This is a genomic window from Anabaena sp. WFMT (genome assembly GCF_051781005.1).
GTDB lineage: Bacteria > Cyanobacteriota > Cyanobacteriia > Cyanobacteriales > Nostocaceae > Anabaena.
On sequence record NZ_JBPWOA010000019.1, the window covers coordinates 50,868 to 73,503 of the forward strand.

General features: G+C 39.7%; 17 protein-coding genes and 1 tRNA gene. 9 read left to right on the forward strand and 9 right to left on the reverse strand.

Annotated elements, in window-relative coordinates:
- Positions 1-72: 72 nt before the first annotated feature.
- On the reverse strand, positions 73-5,694 hold the full coding sequence (locus tag ACSQ6I_RS11735; protein WP_438890516.1) for a translocation/assembly module TamB domain-containing protein: 5,622 nt from the start codon (positions 5,692-5,694) through the stop codon (positions 73-75).
- 369 nt (positions 5,695-6,063) lie between these two features.
- Between ACSQ6I_RS11735 and ACSQ6I_RS11740 the strand changes: the two genes are divergently transcribed.
- Positions 6,064-6,474 (forward strand): DUF3110 domain-containing protein, encoded by a 411-nt coding sequence (locus ACSQ6I_RS11740; protein WP_323314256.1) that lies wholly within the window; start codon positions 6,064-6,066, stop codon positions 6,472-6,474.
- Between the two features lie 108 nt (positions 6,475-6,582).
- Positions 6,583-7,503, forward strand: a complete 921-nt coding sequence (gene murQ, locus ACSQ6I_RS11745; RefSeq protein WP_438890517.1) for an N-acetylmuramic acid 6-phosphate etherase — start codon at positions 6,583-6,585, stop codon at positions 7,501-7,503.
- 358 nt (positions 7,504-7,861) lie between these two features.
- On the opposite strand, the gene ACSQ6I_RS11750 is transcribed toward murQ, so the two are convergent.
- Both ACSQ6I_RS11750 and ACSQ6I_RS11755 read right to left on the reverse strand, forming a co-directional pair.
- A protein-coding gene (locus ACSQ6I_RS11750; protein WP_438890518.1) for an IS5 family transposase occupies positions 7,862-8,690 on the reverse strand; the annotation gives its coding sequence in 2 pieces (ribosomal slippage) (positions 7,862-8,584 and positions 8,586-8,690; 828 coding nt in all).
- Between the two features lie 186 nt (positions 8,691-8,876).
- A tRNA-Ile gene (locus ACSQ6I_RS11755) sits at positions 8,877-8,949 on the reverse strand.
- Positions 8,950-9,271: 322 nt separating this feature from the next.
- Between ACSQ6I_RS11755 and ACSQ6I_RS11760 the strand changes: the two genes are divergently transcribed.
- A complete protein-coding gene (locus ACSQ6I_RS11760) occupies positions 9,272-9,973 on the forward strand; it encodes a hypothetical protein (protein ID WP_438890519.1) in 702 nt (233 codons plus the stop codon).
- Positions 9,974-10,027: 54 nt separating this feature from the next.
- Positions 10,028-11,374: a hemolysin family protein gene (locus tag ACSQ6I_RS11765; protein WP_438890520.1), complete on the forward strand. Its 1,347-nt coding sequence runs from the start codon at positions 10,028-10,030 to the stop codon at positions 11,372-11,374.
- A 38-nt stretch (positions 11,375-11,412) separates the two neighbouring features.
- On the opposite strand, the gene queC is transcribed toward ACSQ6I_RS11765, so the two are convergent.
- A complete protein-coding gene (queC, locus tag ACSQ6I_RS11770) occupies positions 11,413-12,093 on the reverse strand; it encodes a 7-cyano-7-deazaguanine synthase QueC (protein WP_438890521.1) in 681 nt (226 codons plus the stop codon).
- 608 nt (positions 12,094-12,701) lie between these two features.
- On the opposite strand from queC, the gene ACSQ6I_RS11775 reads away from it, so the two are divergent.
- The 4 genes from ACSQ6I_RS11775 (at position 12,702) to ACSQ6I_RS11790 (ending at position 16,399) form a co-directional block, all read left to right on the forward strand.
- Positions 12,702-13,784: a Gfo/Idh/MocA family oxidoreductase gene (locus ACSQ6I_RS11775; RefSeq protein ID WP_438890522.1), complete on the forward strand. Its 1,083-nt coding sequence runs from the start codon at positions 12,702-12,704 to the stop codon at positions 13,782-13,784.
- Between the two features lie 101 nt (positions 13,785-13,885).
- Positions 13,886-14,509, forward strand: a complete 624-nt coding sequence (locus ACSQ6I_RS11780) for a DedA family protein (protein ID WP_438890686.1) — start codon at positions 13,886-13,888, stop codon at positions 14,507-14,509.
- A 256-nt stretch (positions 14,510-14,765) separates the two neighbouring features.
- Positions 14,766-15,902: a ParM/StbA family protein gene (locus ACSQ6I_RS11785; protein ID WP_438890523.1), complete on the forward strand. Its 1,137-nt coding sequence runs from the start codon at positions 14,766-14,768 to the stop codon at positions 15,900-15,902.
- 8 nt (positions 15,903-15,910) lie between these two features.
- Positions 15,911-16,399: a plasmid segregation centromere-binding protein ParR gene (locus tag ACSQ6I_RS11790; protein WP_438890524.1), complete on the forward strand. Its 489-nt coding sequence runs from the start codon at positions 15,911-15,913 to the stop codon at positions 16,397-16,399.
- 511 nt (positions 16,400-16,910) lie between these two features.
- On the opposite strand, the gene ACSQ6I_RS11795 is transcribed toward ACSQ6I_RS11790, so the two are convergent.
- The 4 genes from ACSQ6I_RS11795 to ACSQ6I_RS11810 all read right to left on the reverse strand — a co-directional run bounded on the left by ACSQ6I_RS11795 (position 16,911) and on the right by ACSQ6I_RS11810 (position 19,312).
- Positions 16,911-17,492 (reverse strand): lysostaphin resistance A-like protein, encoded by a 582-nt coding sequence (locus tag ACSQ6I_RS11795; protein ID WP_438890525.1) that lies wholly within the window; start codon positions 17,490-17,492, stop codon positions 16,911-16,913.
- A gap of 28 nt (positions 17,493-17,520) precedes the next feature.
- Positions 17,521-18,555 carry a DUF3326 domain-containing protein gene (locus tag ACSQ6I_RS11800; protein ID WP_438890526.1) on the reverse strand — a complete coding sequence of 345 codons (1,035 nt, stop codon included), beginning with the start codon at positions 18,553-18,555 and terminating at the stop codon, positions 17,521-17,523.
- A gap of 46 nt (positions 18,556-18,601) precedes the next feature.
- Positions 18,602-18,784 carry a hypothetical protein gene (locus ACSQ6I_RS11805; protein WP_438890527.1) on the reverse strand — a complete coding sequence of 61 codons (183 nt, stop codon included), beginning with the start codon at positions 18,782-18,784 and terminating at the stop codon, positions 18,602-18,604.
- 210 nt (positions 18,785-18,994) lie between these two features.
- A complete protein-coding gene (locus ACSQ6I_RS11810) occupies positions 18,995-19,312 on the reverse strand; it encodes a 2Fe-2S iron-sulfur cluster-binding protein (RefSeq protein ID WP_438890528.1) in 318 nt (105 codons plus the stop codon).
- 458 nt (positions 19,313-19,770) lie between these two features.
- On the opposite strand from ACSQ6I_RS11810, the gene ACSQ6I_RS11815 reads away from it, so the two are divergent.
- Positions 19,771-20,667 (forward strand): bestrophin family protein, encoded by an 897-nt coding sequence (locus ACSQ6I_RS11815; protein ID WP_438890529.1) that lies wholly within the window; start codon positions 19,771-19,773, stop codon positions 20,665-20,667.
- A 104-nt stretch (positions 20,668-20,771) separates the two neighbouring features.
- Here the strand turns inward: ACSQ6I_RS11815 and ACSQ6I_RS11820 are convergent, their stop codons facing one another.
- Positions 20,772-22,577, reverse strand: coding sequence for a diguanylate cyclase domain-containing protein (locus ACSQ6I_RS11820; protein ID WP_438890530.1), 1,806 nt, complete (start codon positions 22,575-22,577; stop codon positions 20,772-20,774).
- Positions 22,578-22,636 lie beyond the last annotated feature (59 nt).

The following is a 22,636-nucleotide window of genomic DNA, read 5'->3' on the forward strand; positions in this document are numbered from 1 at the left end:
CTATAAGCAGACAATTGTCTTTAAATTACGAATTACGTTAGCGTAGCGGGGCGTAGCCCATTACGAATTATTTTAAAATCTTCTTTCAAACTCAATAACTGCACGACTATCATCAGTGAGATTGGTAGAAGCACGAACACGAAACTCATCATTGATCCGATAATTAATACCCCACTGGAAGGGGTCACTGGCTGTTAAAATTTTGATGCTAGAAACGGAAATTTTGGTAGAAATATCAACTCCGGCTTCTAATGCTAATTCTAAAGAAGAGTTGCTTTTACCTGCTTCCGGTCTATCAGAAATAACTGTTGGAAATAGCCGCAGTTCACTTAAACCAAAAACACTACCAATCTGGTTAAATGTACCTTGAAAGTTATTAAAAACAGCCGAACCAGCGATATTAATTAAACCCAATGTACTATCACCGCGTCCTTGGGTATCTACAAACCCACCTCCTAAAAGAGCGACGATTTCTGTTTCTGAGCGTGAGGGACTGCTTTTCAGTTCCAAACTATCATTGAGTTGACTAGCGGGGCCTTTGACATTGGCTTCAACTCGTACAGTTTCTAAAGCTGCTAAACCGGAAGCAGTTTGTCTACTGAGGTCATTGGTTTGAGTTCCATCTAATATCTTGGCTAAGAGTTTAATATCTAGGTCAGGGTCACGGGGTTGAGATTTCCTAAAAGTTGCGGTATGTTTGTAGCCACGAGTCAAGTTAAATTGGGTAGTAAACAAATTTACCCCACCTTTGGTTAATCTGATAGCTCCTTCAGGTATAGGGTCATTTAAAAAGCCACTAACATTTAAGTCTCCAGATGCTTGGAAGTTGAAAAGAGGTGGACTAGCGATTTGAATATTTTTACCAAGTTTAATTTCTAAATCATTTAACTTTGTTACCCCGTCAGCATCTGTTTTGAGTTGATTATTAACTGTGGGATTTGATGAATTAGCAAGGCTGTTGGATGTAGCGGTTTTAGATTCTGCTAATAAAACTTGACCATCAAATAATTCTATATTACCGCCAATGGCTGGTTGTAAAACAGATCCAGTAATCTGTAAATTGCCACTAGCACCACCTTGATATAATCCTTTGAGATTTAATGCTAATTTTTCCAGGTTAACGGTGAGGGGATTATCTATTTTGATATCTTGACTGTTGAAAATAGGAATTTCTCCGGCGGCTTCTACTTTACCTTTGCTAAACTGACCTTGAAGGTTTTGTACTAATACTTTATCAAAATCAAATTCTGCTTTTCCCGAAACATTTGTTAGTTTACCTGGTAATGCTTGAGCTATAAAACTGGCATTATTAAGAGCAGCGATGCCTTTAACTAATGGCTGTTGCCTTGTTCCACGTATGGAGAGGTCGATTTCTCCTTCACCGTTCTCGAAAGCGATTTGGTTAGTAAACAAGTTTAACAGTGCCAAACCTTCATCTTTGACTTTAATATCTAAATTAATTTGATTGTTGTCTGGTTCTACAGATGCAAAAGGTAATTTATAGGGAATACTACCATTAATATTGACGGGTTCTGGCCCGGCTGCTGATACCAGACTGCCAAAGTTTAAGCGACCATTAGCATAACTGAAACTTGCAGTAGCTGATTCGACTTGTTTCTGATTTAGAGTTCCTTCTGAAACGTTTAATTCTCCTCTAGCTTGAGGGTTGGCTATACTACCTGCTAAAGCTGCTGTTGCGTTGAGGTTGCCTGTTATTCCCACTGGTAGCTTGACAAAGTTATTTAATACCTGGATTGGAAAATTTCTGACTCGCAATTGACCAGATTGTTCTTCACCACCTATGTTTCCTGTGAAAGCAATCAGCCTTCTCCGAGAGATAATAATGCGTAAAGGTTGTAAACGCAAAACACCTTTTTCAAAACTACCTTCAGCAATTACTTTTTCGGCACTATAAAAACGATTTGGTTCGGTTTCTCTACCCCAAGTAAAGTTTTCTCCTCGTAAGTTAAAGTCTACTGCGAGTCCGTTGGCTGTGGCGGTATTGATAGCAATTTCTCCATCAAAAATACCTTTAAAGTCTGTTAAATCGGGTATGGGGTTGGAATCTAGGCGTTGTTGTTCTTGTGCTGCCAGGAGTGCATTAATTTCCGATAGACGCTGAATTTGATTTAATAAAGGTTGATTGGATAATCCTTGGGGGTTGGTTTCTAAATCCGCAGATGTGCCGTAGGTTGGTGCTGCTAAACCCCGTTGGAGGTCTTGGAGTTCAAATACCTGTGCAACTGTGAGGATATCTTGAATATTGCCTTGGTTGATGTTAATTTTTGCTTGCAGTTGGGGGCCTTTGGCGGTTTGTTTAACGGCAGCATCAAAGATGTAGCTGCTTTGGCCTTTGGTAAATTTGCTACTTGTGAGGCTGGCTGTGTCATTGTTGTAGCTAAATTGAGTGCTGAAGGCATCGCCCTTGATTCTACCAATTTGGGGTTGTGCGATCGCTATATTTCCTCTAGCAGCATATGTTTTTTGATTAACTTGCAAGTCTCCAGTTAACAAGCCAGCTAATGCACCATTACCCAAAAAAGTATTATTAGGTAAAGTTAAATTTAAGGCTTTTAAGGGGAAATTATTGACTTTAACCTGCCAATTATCATCTTTAACTTGACCTGTGGCTGATGCTTGTTGCCATTGCACCAAAAAGGCATTAGGTTGATTACTGGCGTTTAATTTAGCGGCTAGTCTATCCCGTTGACCTGCAATATCTAAACTCAAACCTGCTCCCTGCACCATATTGATGTTACCAGTTAACAGCGGCTCAAAGGCAAATTCTTGAACTTTGAAATTTCGCAAACCCAGCACACCGACGACATTTGGTGCGGTAAGTTTCCCGGTTATTTGTCCTTTAAAATCTAATTTCCCGGACACATCTACAGCATTAGGCAATTTAAAGGGTAACTGTTGCAAGTCGAAATTCTGCGCTTGCACATTCAGATTTAATTGGGTAATTTCTGGTATACCTGGTTCTTTGCCATTGGCTAAAATATAACCACTGGCATTTAAATTTGGTGTTCTTGCTTGGGGGATAGTCAGTTGTTGACCATTCCAAGCAAAAGCTGCGTTGAGAGGTGAATTAATCGCCCCAATACCTTTACTAAACTGCATCGAACCGGCAGCACGCACATCAGCTAATTTAGCAGATCCCAAAATACCAGCAACTTGTAATTCACCAGCAAGTTGACCTTGTAATTGTTTATTGAGGCGATTTAATTGCACACCTGAACCAGCAACTAAAGCTTGATAATTACCATTAGCTACTTGAATATTTTTAGCTGTAACTTTTCCACCTGCCAGATTTAATTGTCCTTGACCAACAGCTTGAATAGTTTGAGGTTGGAAAGATTCAACAGATCCGGCAACATTCAACTGACCGGCTAAAGTACCTTGTAACTCTGGTGGAACTGCGGCTAATTTCTGCAAAGACACATTTTGAGCTTGAACTTGTGCCTTGTAGCGACCATTACTAACTTGAATATTTTTAGCGGTAATTGTGCCATTACCAACAGCCAAGCTACCTTCACCAACACCACCAATGGTTTTGAGATTGAAATTTTCGGTATTACCTGCGATGGTAAATTTAGCTGTCAAGGGGTTATTTAAAACTGGAGGAGATTGTTTTAATATTTGCCCTAAACGGACATTTTGAGCTATTAATTCGGCAATAAAGTTTTGGTCTTGTAGTTGCAGACGAGAAATAGCAATTCTTCCACCAGCAATGTCAACACCTGCGCCCTCTGGACGAATATTAGTCAATTTAAATGGCGCTGAAGTTCCCGATAGCAGTAAACGACCGTTAAATTTTGCTTCCCCCAAAGAGATGTTTTCCAATTGCTCTTCTTTGAGAAATGGTGTTAACTTCACACCATTCGCTTCAGCTACAGCTTGCCAACTTTGACTATTATAATTACCATAACCACGGACGACGTTACCGTTAATATTGACAGCGACATCACGGAAAGAAACAGTGCGGTCGGGGTTGATAATAGTTTCACCAGTAGCGGCATAGGTAGCTTGGGGTGCTTGCCATTTAACTAGAGTTTGGACATTATTTGTAGCACCGCTGAGGTTAGCTGTAGCGGAGACAGTGCCGATGGATAAATTTGTTTTGAGATCATAAAGTTTAGCGATCGCATCCCCAGGTACATTCTTCGCAGTAAAATTAACATTTAGTTGCGGTGCGGTACCCAGTTGGATTGTTCCCCCACCTGTAACATCACCCCCTAATGTGGTTTCCCCTTGAATATCCTTAAAAGTAATTAGCGAATCACGAGTAGAAAGCTCAAATTTACTACTAATCTTCTTAAAATCAACTTTATCAATTTGGGCAGTTTTAATATTGGTAACAGTACCAGAAAGCACCGGCTCAGATATATCCCCCAATATCTGTAAATCTGCCTTAACTATCCCACTCACAGGTAAAGGTGACTTAACATCAAGAGTTTCTAGGGCATTGGATACACTCACCGCATTGACACGCCCTGTCAACTTAAAGCCTTTTTCCCTATCAATCACACCTGTAGCCATGACGGGAATTTTGCCATAGTTGCTAACTACATTATCTAGCTCTATTGCCAATCCTTGAAACTTGAGATTTCCCTGACTATTGCTCAATAATTGCGGTACGCTTGGTATTGCCAGCGTTACCCCTTGCAAAGCAGCACTTCCATATAACAAAGTGTCTTGCTCTGGTATCAACTGAATTTGCAAATCACCATTTACCCGACCTGCTCGTAAACCCAGTGGTAAATTAATTAACCGAGTAATATCTGCGGCCAGTAAATCTTGCGCTTTAAGCTTTAATTTACCTTCTAAAGTTGCTTGGGCGCGGATATCTCCCTGAAGGTAAATATTTCCCCCACTCTCTGCCTTTCCCGCTAAATCAAACTTAATTAGTTTGTTATTCTCTACAAGCTGGGCAGTTCCATTCAACCCTGAAAATACTACAGGAACTGGGGGACGGCGCTTGCGTATTGGGGATTGAGGATTGGGTGGGGATTGAGGCGATTGAGAACTGGGGATTGGGAAATTGATATTTCTCCCCTGCTCCCGTTCGGCTCCGCTCACGGCAAGCCTACTCCCTGCTCCCTGCTCCCTGCTCCCTACTCCCTGCCTCCTATTCCTCCTATTCCTCCTGCTGCGTCTGTTTCCGACTCTCTCCTGTCCTACTAAAACCAACTTGGCATTGCGAAACCGCAGTTTATCTAAATCCGTTTTAATCAACCCCTCTTTACCTGCGGGGGCTATGGTAGTGCTAATCCAGCGTTCTTGGCTATCCTGTTGAATGTAAACCTCTGGGTTAATTAAGGTAACATCTAGTTTCAAATTGCGGTTAACAACCAACTGCCAGGGATCAAAACCCACATCTACTGCTTCTATAGTTGCCTGATCTGAATCTGTGGGTGTTGCAGGGATAGCTGAAGCGTCAAACCGTATTCCTGTTAGGGAAAATTCTTTTACTTGTCCCAATCTGACTGGACGGTTGAGAGTAGTGGTAAGATTCTTTTCGGCCAATGGTGCTAACTCTTTTTGGATAAAATCCCTCAGCCGCCAAACACCGCCGACAATTAAGAGTAGCAAAAATGCTCCTACCGCAATGCCACCACGACTCAATATCATCAGCCATAAACGTTTACGGCTCTTGCTTAGGGTATGAAAATCTTGATTAGAAGAGTTAGACATTGGTTTTGAGTCTTTAACTGCCGGATGTAGTTGGCACAATCCTATTCATAAGTAGCACAATATTTAAACTAACCAATTTATAGGTTTGACACACTCTACAAGAGACATTGAGTGTGACACGCAGCTTGAGTCCTAATAAATATGCCACTCATATCATATTCGTTAAAATACTTATCATATCTGTTTATGCCGATAATGGGTAATTGGCAAAGGTATTGATCAAATAGACTAGGTTTATTATAAGTAATTATCCCAACTTGATATTACAGCGATCAGTTAACAGTGTCCCCAGTTACTTGTAACCTATTATCTATAACCTGTTCACTGATTTAATAGAAATATATTAGAACTTAACTCAAAGGATGGATGATGCGTGTTTTTGTACTAATTTTTAACGCTGGCACTGATAATGAAGGAATTCACTCGATTCGGGTTGGTAATCGTAACAAAATCATGATGTTCGAGTCTGAAGATGATGCCACACGTTTTGCTTTAATGTTAGAAGCTCAAGATTTCCCCACACCGACAATTGAAGTTATGGATGCGGAGGATATTAAGGAGTTCTGTGAAGGTGCTGGGTTTGACTGGGAAGTTGTGCCAGAAAATGGCGATTTAATCATGCCCCCAGAATTAAACGTGGAAGAAACTGATTGGCAACTCGAAGACGAAACACAGGATACTGATGATTCCTTTCGTCCGGGTGCAGTAGCTGAAACAGAACAGGAAATACCTGATTCTGAGCTAGAGAGGATTCGTCGCAAACTCGAAGGGTTATTGTAATTAATCATTGCGAACAGGGATATAGAGAACAGGGAATAGGGAATAGGAAAGACAATTTATCTTTTTTTTGCCTATTCCCAATGACCAATTACAAGTGACATACAAAAAATGACAAACTTGCAGGAACGTGGGCATCTTCTGACAGAACAGGTAAATCCCAATAGTCTGAATTTAGACCAACTCAATTCTCTGGAATTGGTGGAATTATTTAATAACGAAGACCAAAAAGCTGTAGAAGCAGTTGCTGCGGCTAAAGTTGCGTTGGCAGAGGCGATTGAACGCACGGCGGAGCGTTTGCATCAGGGTGGACGTTTATTTTACATTGGAGCGGGTACTAGTGGGCGATTAGGGGTGTTGGATGCGGCTGAGTGTCCACCTACTTTCTGCACACCTCCAGAGTTGGTACAGGGCATTATTGCTGGTGGTGCTGGGGCGCTATTGCGTAGTTCTGAGGGTTTAGAAGACCTGGCTGAAGACGGAGAAAGTGCGATCGCACAACGTCAAATTACTCAACTCGATGTAGTCGTCGGTATCACCGCTGGGGGAACGACTCCCTATGTTCAAGGTGCTTTAAAAGCTGCTCGTCAACGGGGGGCTATGACTGTTTTTATTGCCTGTGTTCCTGCTGAACAAGTTTATTTTGATGCTGATATTGACATTCGCTTGTTAACAGGCCCAGAAATCTTAGCCGGTTCAACTCGTTTGAAAGCTGGGACTGCTACTAAACTGGCTTTAAATATGCTTTCTACCGGGGTGATGGTGAAATTGGGTAAAGTATATGGCAATCGCATGGTTGATGTTGCGGTTACAAATCAAAAATTACGCGATCGCGCTTTAAGAATTTTACAAGACCTCACCGGTTTAAGTCGAGAAGCAGCAGGTTTTTTACTAGAACGCAGTGGCACAAAAGTTAAACTTGCTTTATTAATGCAGTGGACTGGTTTAGATAAAATTGCCGGTGAACAACTTTTAGCTGCACATCAGGGTAATTTGCGTGCTGCTGTGGATAGTTATAAGAAAAAGAACTAGAGATACATCAGGGTTAGCGCATCTCAAATCCTATTGACAAGGGAATTTAGTTGATATAAGTAATTGGACAAAATTAATTACACAAAAATCTGGTCTGAAATCATTTACTGGCAAAGAATTGGTAAATAACCAATATGTAATTAATTCTGTCGTGGTACTTATGAGAGGATGTTCAAGTTACACAACTCAATGTAAGTTAATATATAACCCATTTAGCCGTTGTATCTAAGTAATGTCAACAGGATTTAAGAAGAAGTGCAAAACCAGAACATCTGTTACACCCAGTCTAGACAAGTAGACCTCTTGCAGAAAAGTTTTGTGGTAAGTTAAAGGGTTAAACAAATGGTCAAAAAGTTAACTAGCATGGCTGAATGTCATAGTTATAAATGCCCGCAATTAAGTGACAATGCAATTCAAAACGTTTTCTGCGATTGCGGTATCGCTGGCTAAAAATCCGAAAGATTTTGAATCGGCGGTTAACGTGTTCAACAGCAACTCGGCGGCGTGCTAAATCACGATTAAACTGTTTATCTTCCTGAGTCAATTTACCGTTTCTTGGTTTCTTTCTTGGTAAATGGCTATTGGCATGAAATTTAGCAATTCCTTGGTAGCCACTATCTTCTAGACTCTCAGTATCGGGATGAAAACGGACTTTGCTGTGAATAAATAGCTTGAAATCATGTCTACGACCTGAACCATTCACAACACAAATGATTTGTAACGTTTCCAGGTCAATTACAAATTGAGACTTGAGTGTATGTCGTTTTTGTTTACCGCTAAAAAAACGTTTCTGACCATATTTAGGACGTTCTATCGGACTTTCAGTCACATCCATTGCTACTGTTTTTGGTTTTTGTGTTGGTGTCAATAATGACTTTTTTCCTCCCAGGCGAAACCTCCCGGAAGTGACTAAAACATTTTCTACCCAATGAACAGTACGACAAATCGTTGATTCTGACACTTGCCAATCGCTGGCAATATGGAAATAAGTTCGATATTCACGCCAGTAAGTTAAACAAACCAATGCCTGGTCTTCCAAACACAGCTTTTTAGAACAACAAGAGTATTTTTCTTTGACTTGCAGCATCTCGCAATACATTGACTATTTCATCAAATGTGCGTCGTTGTACCCCAACCAGACGTTTAAATTCTCGATTGGACAGTCGCTTTGTTTGTTCGTATTCCATTGGCGGGGCAAATTCAGGTCAAAACGCCTCATTCTAGCATAAAATAATTTTGCAAGAGGTCTATTATATGGCTTTGAGAGAAGTCTAAGTAAATCGCCAATTTTGGATATTGCAAATAAATATTTACACAGGTTTTAGCAATGCTAAACCCCTAATAATAAACTTATTTAATTTATGAGTTTTCAATGCGCCCTGCTGGAATCGAACCAGCCTGAGGACGAATTATGAGTTCGTTGCCTCCCCAATCGGCCAAGGGCGCTCGTTGTGTTAGATTTTAGTTTTGTCTACTTAAGCTTTAATGCTAACTCTTTGTTATTATTTGAGCTTGAGTCAATTATTTTTGACTTTTAGACAAATGCACGTCTATTAGTATAGCATGATTTTACAAACTTTGCAAAATGTTTAAAATTTTCTCAGGTTCTAGGGTATGAACATAAAACATTACTCTAATCACAAAGTTATAAAAAATGGCGATTTTAAACTTTTTACGAGAATAATGATGAAGTTACTCTCAAAGATTTAGCTTCAACGCTTTAACACTTGTAAATAAATTATATTTCTTCTGGAATAGCTTGTCAGAGATGAAAATAAATTCCACTGTAGTTTTGACGTTGATTTTGTTAACCCTAATGTTGGGTGCAGGTTCTGTGAGTGCATTTTTGGGGTTTACTATGGGAAGTTCTGCTCTTAAAGGTGTGACTACACCAGATGGTCGTCCCGCAACTAAATTTGCCAGCAGTAAGACCAATAATGCTCAACAGGTGGGAATAAGCCTTTTAAAAGAGGATGAGATTCTTAAAGGTGTTCAATCACGGATTCAGGGGAATACGAGTGCGAGCAAAGCAAAAAAGCTAGATGAAGATGAAGATGAGACAAAAACCAAGAAGCCTGAAGTCCAGGAAACGCCCCAAGAAGTGACCGAAGAAAAACTGCAACCAGGATTTCCAGTTGTTGCTGAAAGTGAGGGTGTCACGTTGTCTGTTCAATCGGCTCGCTACTCTGGTGGTGATTTATTACTAAAAGTAAAAATGCAGAACCAGGGTGCTGATTCTGTAAGGTTCCTGTATAGTTTTTTAGATGTCACTGATGATAAAGGCAGAACACTAAGCGCTATTACAGAAGGATTGCCCGCAGAATTGCCTACTAAGGGTCCAACATTTACAGGTACAATTAGCATTCCCACAGCTTTACTGGATGATGTGAGCAAAATCTCGCTGGCACTGACAGATTATCCTGCTCAAAAACTAAAATTACAAGTGTCAGATATTCCTGTAGAAAAATAGAAATGCTATTGTTAGCGTTTTAGTATCGGCGTAAGTTTTACACGAGCTTTAACCGTGAGTGGTTTTCCTCAGTTAATTTGGACAGATGTAGGGTTGAGGTTGTTGTCAGTGCTACTGCTGATAGCGATTAATGCTTTTTTTGTCATGGCGGAATTTTCGATGGTGACTGTACGGCGCACACGTATTCACCAATTAGTTCAGGCTGGGGATATTCCAGCGATCGCTGTCGAAATGCTACAACGTAGTATTGACAGGCTTTTATCTACGGCTCAGGTAGGTATTACCCTCTCTAGTTTGGCGCTAGGTTGGATTGGAGAAAGCACGATTGTTGTACTGATGGAGATATGGTTAAAATCCTGGCCTTTACCCATCAATTTGAGTAACTTCCTGGCTCATTCTTTATCAGTTCCAATTACCTTCTTTTTAATTGCCTATTTGCAAATTGTTTTCGGGGAATTATTTCCCAAATCGGTGGCTATGCTGTATTCAGAAAGGCTGGCCAGGTTTTTGGGGTCTTCAGTCAAAGCGATAGTACGTTTTTTCAGCCCTGTAATTTGGATTCTCAACCAATCAACCCGCTATCTGTTGCGATTATTCGGCATTCAATATACAGGACAAAGCTGGAGACCACCAGTTACTCCTGAAGAATTGCAATTAATTATATCAACAGAACGAGAATCAACTGGTTTAGAGCTATCAGAGCGAGAATTGCTCAATAATGTTTTTGAGTTTGGGGAAATCACAGCTGAAGATGTGATGATTCCCCGTACCAATCTTATAGCCTTAGCAGAAGACGCAACTTTTCACACCCTACTTCAGGAAATGATATCTAGTGGTCATTGCCGCTTTCCCATTATTGGCGAATCTCTAGATGACATTCGCGGTATTGTTTATTTTCAAGATTTAGCAAAACCATTAGCGACTGGAAAGCTGGCTTTAGATACACAAATTCTACCTTGGATGCGATCGCCCCGCTTTGTCCCAGAACAAACTTTGTTGAGCGAACTACTGCCCATGATGCAGCAAGAAAAACCAGCTATGGTAATTGTTGTCAATGAGTTTGGCGGTACTGTAGGACTGGTGACAATTCAAGATGTCATTGCAGAAATTATTGGTAATGCAGGTGAACCGGAAAGTAACGATTACCTGTTAGTTCAAATGTCAGATCCGCAGACATTTTTAGTGCAAGCCCAGATCAATCTAGAAGAACTTAACGAAGTATTACATCTCAATTTACCCTTAACACGAGAATATCAGACCTTGGGCGGCTTTCTGCTCTATCAACTGCAAAAAATCCCAGATAAAGGCGAAACCCTCTTTTATGAAAATCTTGAATTCACCATCATGTCAGTTATCGGACCACGCCTCAACCAAATTCAAATCCGACTTTTAGCGGTTTAATACTCAATACTCAATACTCGGTACTCAATACTCGGTACTCAATACTTTGCATAGGGAACTAAATCTTTTAATCCCAATTCAGCGAAGGCTGCTAAACGCAAACGGCAGGAGTCACAGACACCACAAGCAACATCACCACCAGCATAGCAAGACCAAGTTAGCTCCCAAGGAACTCCCAACTGGTTGCCTAGTTGGATAATTTCGGTTTTTTTCAAGTTAATTAATGGTGCCACAATATTAATTGGTTGTCCTTCGAGTCCTTGTTTGGTTCCCAAGCGGAAGACTTCTTGCATAGCTTGGATATAATCAGGACGGCAATCAGGATAACCAGAGTAATCTAAAGCATTCACGCCAATATATACCCGTTGCGCGGCGATCGCTTCAGCATAGGCCAAAGCAAAGCTTAAAAAGATGGTATTACGGGCAGGGACGTAGGTTACAGGGATATTTTGTGACATCTCATCTAGAGAACGTTCCTCAGGGAGAGCGATCGCATGATCCGTTAGCGCCGAACCACCCCATTGCCTTAAATCAAAATTTACCACCTGATGTTTTACAACCCCAACCGCTTCAGCAATCAGTAAAGCTGACTCTAGCTCTCGTTGGTGTCGTTGCTGGTAATCAAAGGAAATAGCATAACATTCACAACCATCAGCCCTTGCTTGGTAGAGAACTGTAGAAGAATCTAATCCCCCAGACAACAAAATTACAGCTTTCATCTCAGTTCACAATTTAAGTTTACCCATTGTTTGTTAAATTACATCCAAACCAGATGCCACCAATCAACGAACTCAGAACTCAGGACTCAGAACTTAGAAAATCACTAACACCAATTTCTTCCAAAAGGTGAGACAATCAACAAAATGCAACAAACCTAAAAAAATAAATATGAAAAAAAATTAATTTCCCTTAGTCTGACGCAACAACCTTGCTGAAGATTATACTTGCAGCGTTAGTTATTTAATTGTTTGTAATTTGACTAGCAATACGCGTGATTAATTTGCTACGGATAAAATTAAGTACTTATTCCAGTAATTGATTGCCTAACCGTCACCTGTGAATTTTTACTTAGGTCTGACGGAGCTTGTAAAGTCAACAAAACAACACATAGTTTTTTGAGTCTATTCTATAAAGAATGGCGCAATTAATAACTATCTATCCAAAAGGTAGCCAAATAGTGGGAACCGATCACAAACTTTGAAATTCTTCATAAATAGAACCACTATGTTACCATCTGGATGGTTTTAGACGGATCGCACCTGGCGCTTAAGTATAAAGGCCAACGACCGTAGCGTCTTTAAATTTGGTGGTTGAGGAGAAAATAATAGTGCAAAATAGCATGTCAGTGGCAGAACCAAATCTATATTCACAGCGCAACCAGCCACGAGCAATCCGCATAGGCGTGATTGGAGTGGGTAACATGGGACAACATCACACCCGCGTACTGAGTTCAATGAAAGATGTTGAACTGATAGGCGTTTCCGATATTAATGTTGAGCGAGGCTTAGAAACCGCCAGCAAATACAAAGTCCGTTTTTTTGAAGATTACTGCGATTTGCTACCCCATATAGATGCAGTTTGTATTGCTGTACCCACTCGCTTACATTATGCTGTTGGCATCAACTGCCTGTTAGCTGGAATTCATGTTTTGATTGAGAAACCAATCGCTGCAAGTATTTCTGAAGCAGAATCTCTCGTCAACGCTGCTGCTGAATCTCAATGTATTTTGCAAGTAGGTCACATTGAGCGTTTCAATCCAGCATTTAGGGAACTCAGCCAAGTCTTGAAAACTGAGGAAGTACTAGCGTTAGAAGCTCACCGGATGAGTCCTTATTCAGCTAGAGCAAATGATGTGTCAGTAGTACTGGATTTAATGATTCATGACATTGACCTGCTTTTAGAATTAGCTGGTTCTCCCGTGGTGAAATTAACAGCCAATGGTACTCGCTCTTTAGATTCTGGTTATTTAGATTATGTGACTGCTACCTTGGGTTTTGCTAATGGTGTCGTCGCTACTCTGACAGCTAGTAAAGTTACTCACCGCAAAATTCGCCGCATTGTCGCCCATTGCAAAAACTCATTTACCGAAGCAGATTTCCTCAAGAACGAAATTTTGATTCATCGCCAAACTAATATCAACCCTCTCACCGACCATCGGCAAGTACTTTACAAGCAAGATGGTTTAATAGAAAAAGTCTATACCAGTAACGTTCAACCTCTAAGCGCAGAGTTAGAACATTTTGTCAACTGTGTGCATGGCGGTAATCAGCCTTCAGTGGGTGGTGAACAAGCTCTCAAAGCTTTAAGATTAGCCAGTTTAATCGAGCAGATGGCTTTAGAAGAACGGGTTTGGAACCCATTAGACTGGCAATCTGAATCAAGAGTACAATCATTAACCCCAACTGCCTAGAAAATGGGAGAGCAGGTGATAGGGTGCGGGGAATAACTGCCCCATCACCTATCACCTATCGCCTATTTTACCCATTACCTAATACTGATTACCCATTCTCTATGCTCGAATGGATCACTAACACGATCAACTCCCTCGGATATTTGGGAATTGCTTTCCTAATGTTCCTAGAGAACCTTTTTCCCCCCATACCTTCTGAATTGATTATGCCACTGGCAGGATTTACAGCCAGTCCCTATCAACCAGGAGGAGCAAAACTAAATATATTAGGCGTATTTTTATCAGGACTTTTGGGTTCTGTACTTGGCGCACTGATCTGGTACTATCCAGGTAAGTTTTTGGGAGAACGACGCTTGAAAACTTTAGCTAACAAGTACGGTAAATGGCTGGCTATATCTAGCGAAGATATTGATAAGGCTAAAAGCTGGTTCAACAAACAAGGTAATAAAGCAGTATTAATAGGTCGTCTTGTGCCGGGAATCCGTACCTTAATTTCCGTTCCCGCAGGTATGAGCAATATGCCTTTGCCTTCCTTCTTATTTTACACAACTCTTGGTAGTGCTGCCTGGGTAGGCTTGCTCACATATTCAGGATATTTTTTAGGTAGTCAATATGAACTTGTAGACAAGTACCTCGCGCCTGTATCTAAAATTGTTTTAGGGGGTCTGGTGCTGGTATTCTTCGTTTGGATATTCAAGCGCCAGGGCAAAAGTACTAGAAGATAAACCTGTGTAAGTATTGGGGTGAAAGTAGAAGTTAAAAATGTGCAAATTTCTCTTACACTATAATGCCAAAATAATGCTAAATTCGCATTGGCGTTCGCGTAGCGTAACCTAGGAAAGCCCACCGCAGGTATCACGTACAATTATTTTGACGTATTTCTAGCTACACTTGACCCAAGTAGGAATTTTTTCCGACTTCGCCTTTTTGTAAGATGGGCATGATAATTTTTTACAGTTAAGTAACCACATAGGAGCTTCCATGACAGACCAACCTCCCGTAGCTAACCCGATGAATGCCGCTGCTATACCAATGAATAGAGTAGCTGCAACCCCTATAAATAATACTAATAAGCCAATCAGTATTTCGGGGAAAAACATTCTCAGTGTTGATTTAGGTAGAACCTCTACCAAAACTTGTGTGAGCCGCGAACCAGAAAATGTGGCTTTTATCCCTGCCAATGTCAAGCAGATGTCAATAGAACAAATACGAGGTGGGGTATTTGAGTCTAAAGCAACAGATCCTTTGATGGATTTATGGCTGGAATATCAAGGTAATGGATATGCTGTTGGTCAAATAGCAGCAGACTTTGGAGCCAATTTAGGAGTTGGCCAATCTAAGGTCGAGGATGCAATGGCTAAAGTTCTGGCTGCTGCTGGTTACTTTAAGCTTAAAGACGATATTTCTGTGATTGTTGGTTTGCCTTTCCTTTCTCTAGAGCAATTTGAACGGGAAAAAGCTCAATTAACAAGTTTGATTAGCGGACCCCATATCATGAATTTTCGTGGGGAAACTGTTCAGCTGAACGTCACTAAAGTTTGGGTGATGCCAGAAGGCTATGGTAGCCTGCTGTGGTCTGAAGGGCAACCAAATAAAGGAACTTCGATTCCTGATTTGACAAAGGTATCAGTGGGGATAGTTGATATTGGACATCAAACTATTGACTTGCTAATGGTGGATAACTTCCGCTTTGCTAGAGGTGCTTCTAAGAGTGAAGACTTCGGAATGAGCAAGTTCTATGAAATGGTGGCTAAAGAAATAGAAGGGGCTGATAGTCAATCCCTAGCGCTGATTTCTGCTGTTAACAAACCAAAGGGCGATCGCTTTTACCGTCCCAAAGGTGCCAGCAAACCTACCAATTTAGACGATTTTCTCCCTAACCTTACAGAGCAGTTCTCACGGGAAATTTGCTCTCGCGTATTAGCCTGGTTGCCAGAACGAGTAACTGATGTGATTATCACAGGTGGTGGTGGTGAGTTCTTCTGGGAAGATGTACAACGTCTGCTCAAAGAAGCCAAAATTAGCGCCCATTTAGCTGCACCCTCCCGCCAAGCTAATGCTTTAGGGCAGTTTATTTATGGAGAAGCACAGTTATCTGCTGTTCGCGCTGCTAGGTAATAAAACTGATGTTCCAATGGTCAAAAAAGGTAGTTAAATCGGTAACATTCAATCCAGAAATTGCTGATGAGAGCTTGTTAGCACAGGTGGAAAGTTACTTGGAGGCACAGCCCGAAAAGACTTTCAGCGACCTCTGCAAAGAAGCACTATGGCAAGCTTTATGTGTACCGGAATCTGTACGACCTGCTCCGAATACAGCAGCACTGCCGATGGAACAACAAATCGGTGAGTTGCAACGTCAATTAGCTGGCCTTGAGGAACGTTTTTTTGCTAAGGAGTCCAATCGTTTGGAGGCGATGGAAAGCCAGATATTACAACTTACTCAACAAGTTGCACAACTGGCTATTATCCTTAGTCAAGGAGCATCTACTCAACCTCCAACTTCATCAGTACCAACGGTAGAAGTAGTTAACAATTCTGCTTCTACTCCCGATACCGCTCCGCAAGAGATTGACCCTGTGATTAGTCGCTTGAGCCAATATCTTGACGATTTCTAAGAAAAAAGCAAGTTTATAAGCGTTTTACAAACTAGATCGGGAAGTGTGAGCAGTTTATTGGTTAAATCCAGAACCTGAAAACAAGTTCTGGGTTTAATTTTTTTGTTAGTACTTAGGGTTTGCTGATAGCGTAGCGTATAACTCCTACGTCGTCACGCAAGCTATAGCCATATAAATCAAAACCTTAATTGACACTCCCCGGTCTAAGTTTTCGAGCATATTTTTGTCTTGCTTTTCGTCTTTGGTTTTTACCTTTCTCTATATTGCTCAACAGAGAGAATAGTTAAGTAATTGGACAAAAATATTTACAGTCATTGCGAGCGAAGCGAAGCAATCCCAGCCCCTGCGATTGCGTCATTCCACTTCGTTCCATTCGCAATGACATTGTGTAATTAATTCTGTCCAGGTACTTAAAATGACTGAGGCGTAAACGCTTCAACTGGCTGTCCTCCCTTGCCTAAAGGACGGTTAAGTGTAAAAACTTAACTTCAAGGTTTTTCAGCCTTTTTTCTTATAAATTACGCATTTTCCACATATAGCTAGATAGCAAATTTGTCAGTATATGCGCCACAATTGGTACTAACAAATTACCGCTGAATAGGGCGCTATACCCCAAAATAATCCCGATAATCGTTGCCCAAATCACATAAGGCCATTGTTCGGAACCACTTAGGTGTAAAACTCCAAAACAAAGACTGGAGACGATGACGGCTACATGATTAGCGCCTAAAGCTGGTAGCATGACACCGCGAAATAATAATTCTTCACTTAAACCTGGTAATAACCCTAGCCAGATCAAATCTGGTAAAGCTAAAGGCTTGAGTACGAGTTTCAGGTAATAATCTGCACTTTTACGGTAGGGAGGAGAAAAGCGATAAGCTAAACTACTTAAAACAGTTATAATTAAACTTAACCCTATTCCCAAAAATAAATCTCTTGGATGCCAGTACAACTTAAATAGGGGAATGTTGCCAAAGCGCAACCACAGCTTGGCGACTATCCACAAAATAATGGCAGTCGCGCCCATAGCTACAAGTACTTGGGTACGTGTGAGGTAGGAAATTTCTGGCTCTTGGTTTTTTTGTTCAACCACAGGTATTTAGGTAATTGGTAATGGGTTTCTAATAACTGATAGCAGATGGATTGATACCAGCTTTGTGAGCGACTAATACACCTACTGCCTCTAAATATGAGTTTACCCTGATAGATTTGATTCCCAAGATTGAGGCAGGAACTTGGATCAAAGTTTTATTTTCTGCAATGGTAATTATTTGGCATTGTTTTTGGCTTAAGCTCAGTAGAGCGCTGCCACCGCAAGCATTCGCAGGTACTATAACAGCATCAACTTGATCTGCCCAAATATCTGCTGGTAAAGAATTAATAACTTCTCTTTTGACGATAAATTGGGGAGCGCTACTTAAACCGACAAGGACGCAAGGTAGAAAGGTATAACCTAATTCTTCAGCAGCGGAACGGGGGGATAAATTGGGGTCTGGAGAGGCTGGTGCAAGGGCGGGAGCATGGGCGCAGGGAATTTGAAAGGTGCGGACTAATAAATGGCTAATTACTGCTTCTGCGCCGGCTAGAGGGTCTACACCATGACCATGTCGATAGTTTTGGGCTGCTTCTTCATCTATGTTATCGGGAAAACGGGCAACAACTGCGATCGCATCTGCTCGTTCTTTTTTAATCAATATCTCCGCTGCCCGCAGTAAGCTGTCTGGGTTGCCAATTGTTCCCCAGCTTGCACCAGAAGCAGAAGTACGTAATTCTACATTTAATGGTGCATCTGTAATTACATGATTTGTAATAGTTAACCCCAAGGTGGCTCTAGCTGCATCTGCGGCTTGCAAGTGTCTCAGCATTAATTCAGGTTCAATGCCTTGGTCTAAAAGTAAACCTACTCTGTTACGGTGAACAGGACGCAAACCCCATTCCCCAGCAGCAAATTTATCTAGTCCATAACCTTCAACATAGAAAGCGTTGGGAATATTCCAGTATAAACTAGCGCCATTCATGACATTGGGATGAGTTATCAAGCGATCGCACACCTGTGATATAACTTTAGCTACTGGTAATGCGTCACCAGCATAGCCGCCAATCGCTGCCCCAATGCCTGTGGGTATAATTAAAATTGCTGTATATGGACGTTGCATAATTATTAGATCAGGCGATTATAAATCGCCACAATCATCTAACTTATTACTTATTACTACCTGTAGTCACAACAGCTTCCACAGTAGCTTTTTGCTGTTCTTCATTTACAGAAGTAATAGCCCAACGTAAGGGTTCACCTTGTTTTTTCAATTCGGCTTCAATGACTTGTTGCAATTCTGTAGGAGTTTCTTGGAGGTCGATTTCGGCAGTAATAAAATGGGTAGTCATGATGGGAAAACCTATGTATTTGTTATTTCTAGAATAGAGCTATTTTTTGCTAACTTGGTAATCAGTGATTGCGGAAAAGAAAAAGCTATGACTCATTATCCATTATCAACTACCCAGTTTACTAGTACACAATGGGGTAAATCAACCATTAAAAATTACTGAAAAGCTTGTTTAATTTGCTTTTTTAATTTTTAATTCTGCCCTGCCGTACTAGTCTTTACCAAATTGCTTTTGATAAACTATATCTTCTTTTTCTGTCTCAATTTTTAAATCAGAAAGAGGTTTAGCCACACAAAGCAGTGCATAACCTTGTTTTTGCAATTCTAGACTCACACCCATCCCGTCAGCTTGATCTACACTTCCTTGCGTAATCAAAGCAGCGCAAGTTGTGCAAACCCCTGCACCACAAGAAGTCGGCAAGTCCAAACCAGTAGCTGAAGCTGCCGATAGGATAGTTTCATTTTCAGGAACTTGCAAAGTATGTATTTTGCCTTGGTGGTTAATTTCTACGGTGTAGGTTTTGGACATATATAACAGCAGAGTGTGCAAACGGACAAATAGCTTATCATATCTGATAATATAGATGCACGGCTAACTTTTGCAATGCCAACAAAAGAATTATTTGCAAATAATATGGCAATCAGGCACTGTACAAATTGATTTACAGGCGCATATGGTAAAAAATCAAGCTCGTGAAGGCTTAATTTTTAGGCATTATGAATATATCCTTGATCAAGCTAATAATTACTTAAACTCATAGATACTAAACTTATCATAAGTAAATATACCTTGAAATTGAACTATTGTAATACTCGATTTAGAATTTAGCGCTCAAACTTGCACTAATGTAGTTTGTTATATATATTATTTTCATGATATATACTAGTCATGCTTAAATTTTTATACGTCAAATAAGGTTAATATCTATACTTAGATAGTTTAAATTGTAGATTTACCAAACATCTGAATTTATTGAGGAAAACTACATGGCAAACAAAAGATTGCAATGGTTTAAAATTGCTTTACAGATTAAAGGTTCTGTAATTACATCAGTTTATCTACGAGTTATTGGGTGCGGGATATTTGGTGTTTCAGTATCGGTACTTCACTATTTTAAAGTACCAGTTTCTCAACCTATTTTAGGGAGTGTAGTTCCCAGCATTGTTTTAGGTTTATTACTAGTTTTTCGTACAAATACAGCTTATGAAAGGTTTTGGGAAGGCAGAAAACTCTGGGGTTCTATAGTCAATACAGTCCGAAATTTAGCACGGCAAATTTGGGTATCTGTTGATGAAATTTCGGTAGAAGATAAAGATCATAAAATTGACACTTTAAATTTATTAGTAGCTTTTGCCGTATCGACTAAATTGCATTTACGAAGCGAACCTATAGATAATGAACTAGAAGAATTAATGCCAACATCTCGATATATCAAGCTGAAACTAATGAATAATCCTCCTCTAGAAATAGCTTTCTGGATTAGCGATTACTTACAACAGCAATATAACCGAAATTGCTTAAATAGCTACCAATTAAACTCTCTGCAACAACTATTAAATATCTTAGTTGATAATTTAGGTTCTTGTGAACGCATTTTAAAAACGCCAATTCCCCTAGCCTATGCTATTCATCTCAAGCAATTATTATTAATATATTGCCTGTTATTACCATTTCAAATAGTAGAGAGTCTTGGTTGGTGGACAGGGTTTATTTCTGCTTTAGTTAGTTTTACTTTATTGGGTATTGAAGCCATAGGGTTAGAAATAGAAAATCCCTTTGGTTATGATGCCAATGATTTACCTTTGGATAATATTTGTACGACAATGAAACGTAACATTTATGATTTAACGAGTTTAAAACCTAGTACAGCATGGCAAAAATAACTATCCAATGAGAAAAGTTAAAAATCTCATCAATCAAGCTTTATTCCCTTTTGTCTCCTGACTGTACACAAACGATAGATTAAAATAGATTAAAAATAAATTTTTCAACTGGCGATAAATTTACCCACAGCAGGAGTTGCTCGATTTCGTCCCTCTCTTTTTGCTGTATAAAGTGCCTCATCTGCATAAGCAATTAAACTCTCTGGAGTGGTTTCTACATTAGGAATCATACTAGCTACACCTAAACTTAAAGTAACATAATTGCTCACTTCTGACTTAGGATGAGTGATAGCCAGGGAAGCGATCGCATTTTTGATAGCCTCTGCAATTATCAACCCCCCTTCTATGTTAGTATTGGGCAAAATTGCTGCAAACTCCTCACCACCATAACGCGCAACTAAGTCTATAGATCGTTGTGGAATTAGAGCAATGGCTTGTGCCACTTGGATCAAACATTCATCTCCCCCTTGATGTCCATAGTAGTCGTTATAGCGTTTAAAATAGTCAATATCAATAAAAATCAAAGTCATAAATTGTTGTTCTCGCAGGTGTCGTTGCCACTCTATAGCCAGATATTCATCAAAGCGACGACGATTGGCAATTTTAGTTAAAGAATCTATATTACTCAATTGTTCTAAACTAGAATTAGCTTTTTCTAAAGACTGATTGATATCAGCCAATTTTTTAGCTTGAATTTTAGTACTTTCTAATAGTTCTGAGTGTTGTAAAGCTACACTAAATTGAGTCGCTAACTGTTTGATAAATTGAACTTCTACATCTGTCCAAGAGCGTGCTGCACTACATTGATGAACACATAAAAGTCCCCAGAGTTCATCTCCTTTAGTCAGAGGGAATATAATTTGAGCTTTGATTTGAAATTGTTCTAGTATTTGCAAATGACATTCTTCTAATTCAATTTCATAAATATTGGGGACAACTCGATAACGTCCTTGTTGATAAAGTATGGCATAGTTATTACTAAAACAATGATCTTCGATTTTTACAGCAATTGCAGAATCGTACATAGGTAAAACATTTTCAGAAATAAATTCTCCAGAATAGTAGTTAGATTCTGGATCAAATTTAAAAATACCAACACGATCTACTTGCAGGACTTTACGAATTTCACGCACTGTTGTTTTGAATAAAACTTCCATATCTAGCGATTCACGTATTTTGACAACTAAATCAAATAAAATTTGTTGTCTTTGATTAGCTTGATTTAATTCGATAATTTTTTGCTCCATTGCTATCAACATTTCTGCTTGCTGAACAGCAAAACCTAGTTGTGAAGCAACTTGAGCTAAAAACTGAATATCTGATTTTTTCCAATTATAATATTGAGAATGCTGATATGCTGATAGTACTCCCCACAATTGTTGACGAACAAAAATTGGTGCAGTAGCATAGTCTCGAATCTGAAACTGCTCTAAAATTTCTATATGACATTGGGATAAATTCGCTGTGTATATATCGGCGACATAAATAGTTTCATTATTACGATATCTGCCACCTTGATGTTGTTGAAGATAGGAATCATTCCAAACAGTATTTTCCCCTATCATTTGAATAGTATCAATCCCTGGTTCAACAAACTCAAAATCATTCACAAATTCTCCACCCCAATCTTCATGAAAGCGATAAACTGCAATCCTTTCTACTCCAAGTAATTTACAGGTTTCTTTGGTAGTGGTTCTAAAAATTGATTCTATATCTAAAGATGCACGAATTTTATTGATGACTCTATATAGTGCTTTCTCTTTTTCTTCTTTTTTTTGTATTTCTAACTTCTGTTGTTGAAGTTGTGCTTGTAATTGCCTAATAGTAGGTAAGTTGAAAATAATACAAACTAAATCAATGAATTTTGTAGCAATGAGTTGTAAAATAGATTTGAATTTATCAGAGAGCATGAGATTTATGTTATTTAAATTAACTATGGTAAGGTAAGTGATAATGAATAAAAGTGGTT

Bases quoted from the DNA above. Each gene is read 5' to 3' on its own strand.
- ACSQ6I_RS11820 (WP_438890530.1), bottom strand. From the start codon at position 22,577: ATGCTCTCTGATAAATTCAAATCTATTTTACAACTCATTGCTACAAAA.
- queC (WP_438890521.1), bottom strand. From the start codon at position 12,093: ATGAAAGCTGTAATTTTGTTGTCTGGGGGATTAGATTCTTCTACAGTT.
- ACSQ6I_RS11805 (WP_438890527.1), bottom strand. From the start codon at position 18,784: ATGACTACCCATTTTATTACTGCCGAAATCGACCTCCAAGAAACTCCT.
- ACSQ6I_RS11810 (WP_438890528.1), bottom strand. From the start codon at position 19,312: ATGTCCAAAACCTACACCGTAGAAATTAACCACCAAGGCAAAATACAT.
- ACSQ6I_RS11780 (WP_438890686.1), top strand. From the start codon at position 13,886: ATGCTCGAATGGATCACTAACACGATCAACTCCCTCGGATATTTGGGA.
- ACSQ6I_RS11790 (WP_438890524.1), top strand. From the start codon at position 15,911: ATGTTCCAATGGTCAAAAAAGGTAGTTAAATCGGTAACATTCAATCCA.
- ACSQ6I_RS11800 (WP_438890526.1), bottom strand. From the start codon at position 18,555: ATGCAACGTCCATATACAGCAATTTTAATTATACCCACAGGCATTGGG.
- ACSQ6I_RS11740 (WP_323314256.1), top strand. From the start codon at position 6,064: ATGCGTGTTTTTGTACTAATTTTTAACGCTGGCACTGATAATGAAGGA.
- ACSQ6I_RS11785 (WP_438890523.1), top strand. From the start codon at position 14,766: ATGACAGACCAACCTCCCGTAGCTAACCCGATGAATGCCGCTGCTATA.
- ACSQ6I_RS11735 (WP_438890516.1), bottom strand. From the start codon at position 5,694: ATGTCTAACTCTTCTAATCAAGATTTTCATACCCTAAGCAAGAGCCGT.
- ACSQ6I_RS11760 (WP_438890519.1), top strand. From the start codon at position 9,272: ATGAAAATAAATTCCACTGTAGTTTTGACGTTGATTTTGTTAACCCTA.
- murQ (WP_438890517.1), top strand. From the start codon at position 6,583: ATGACAAACTTGCAGGAACGTGGGCATCTTCTGACAGAACAGGTAAAT.
- ACSQ6I_RS11815 (WP_438890529.1), top strand. From the start codon at position 19,771: ATGGCAAACAAAAGATTGCAATGGTTTAAAATTGCTTTACAGATTAAA.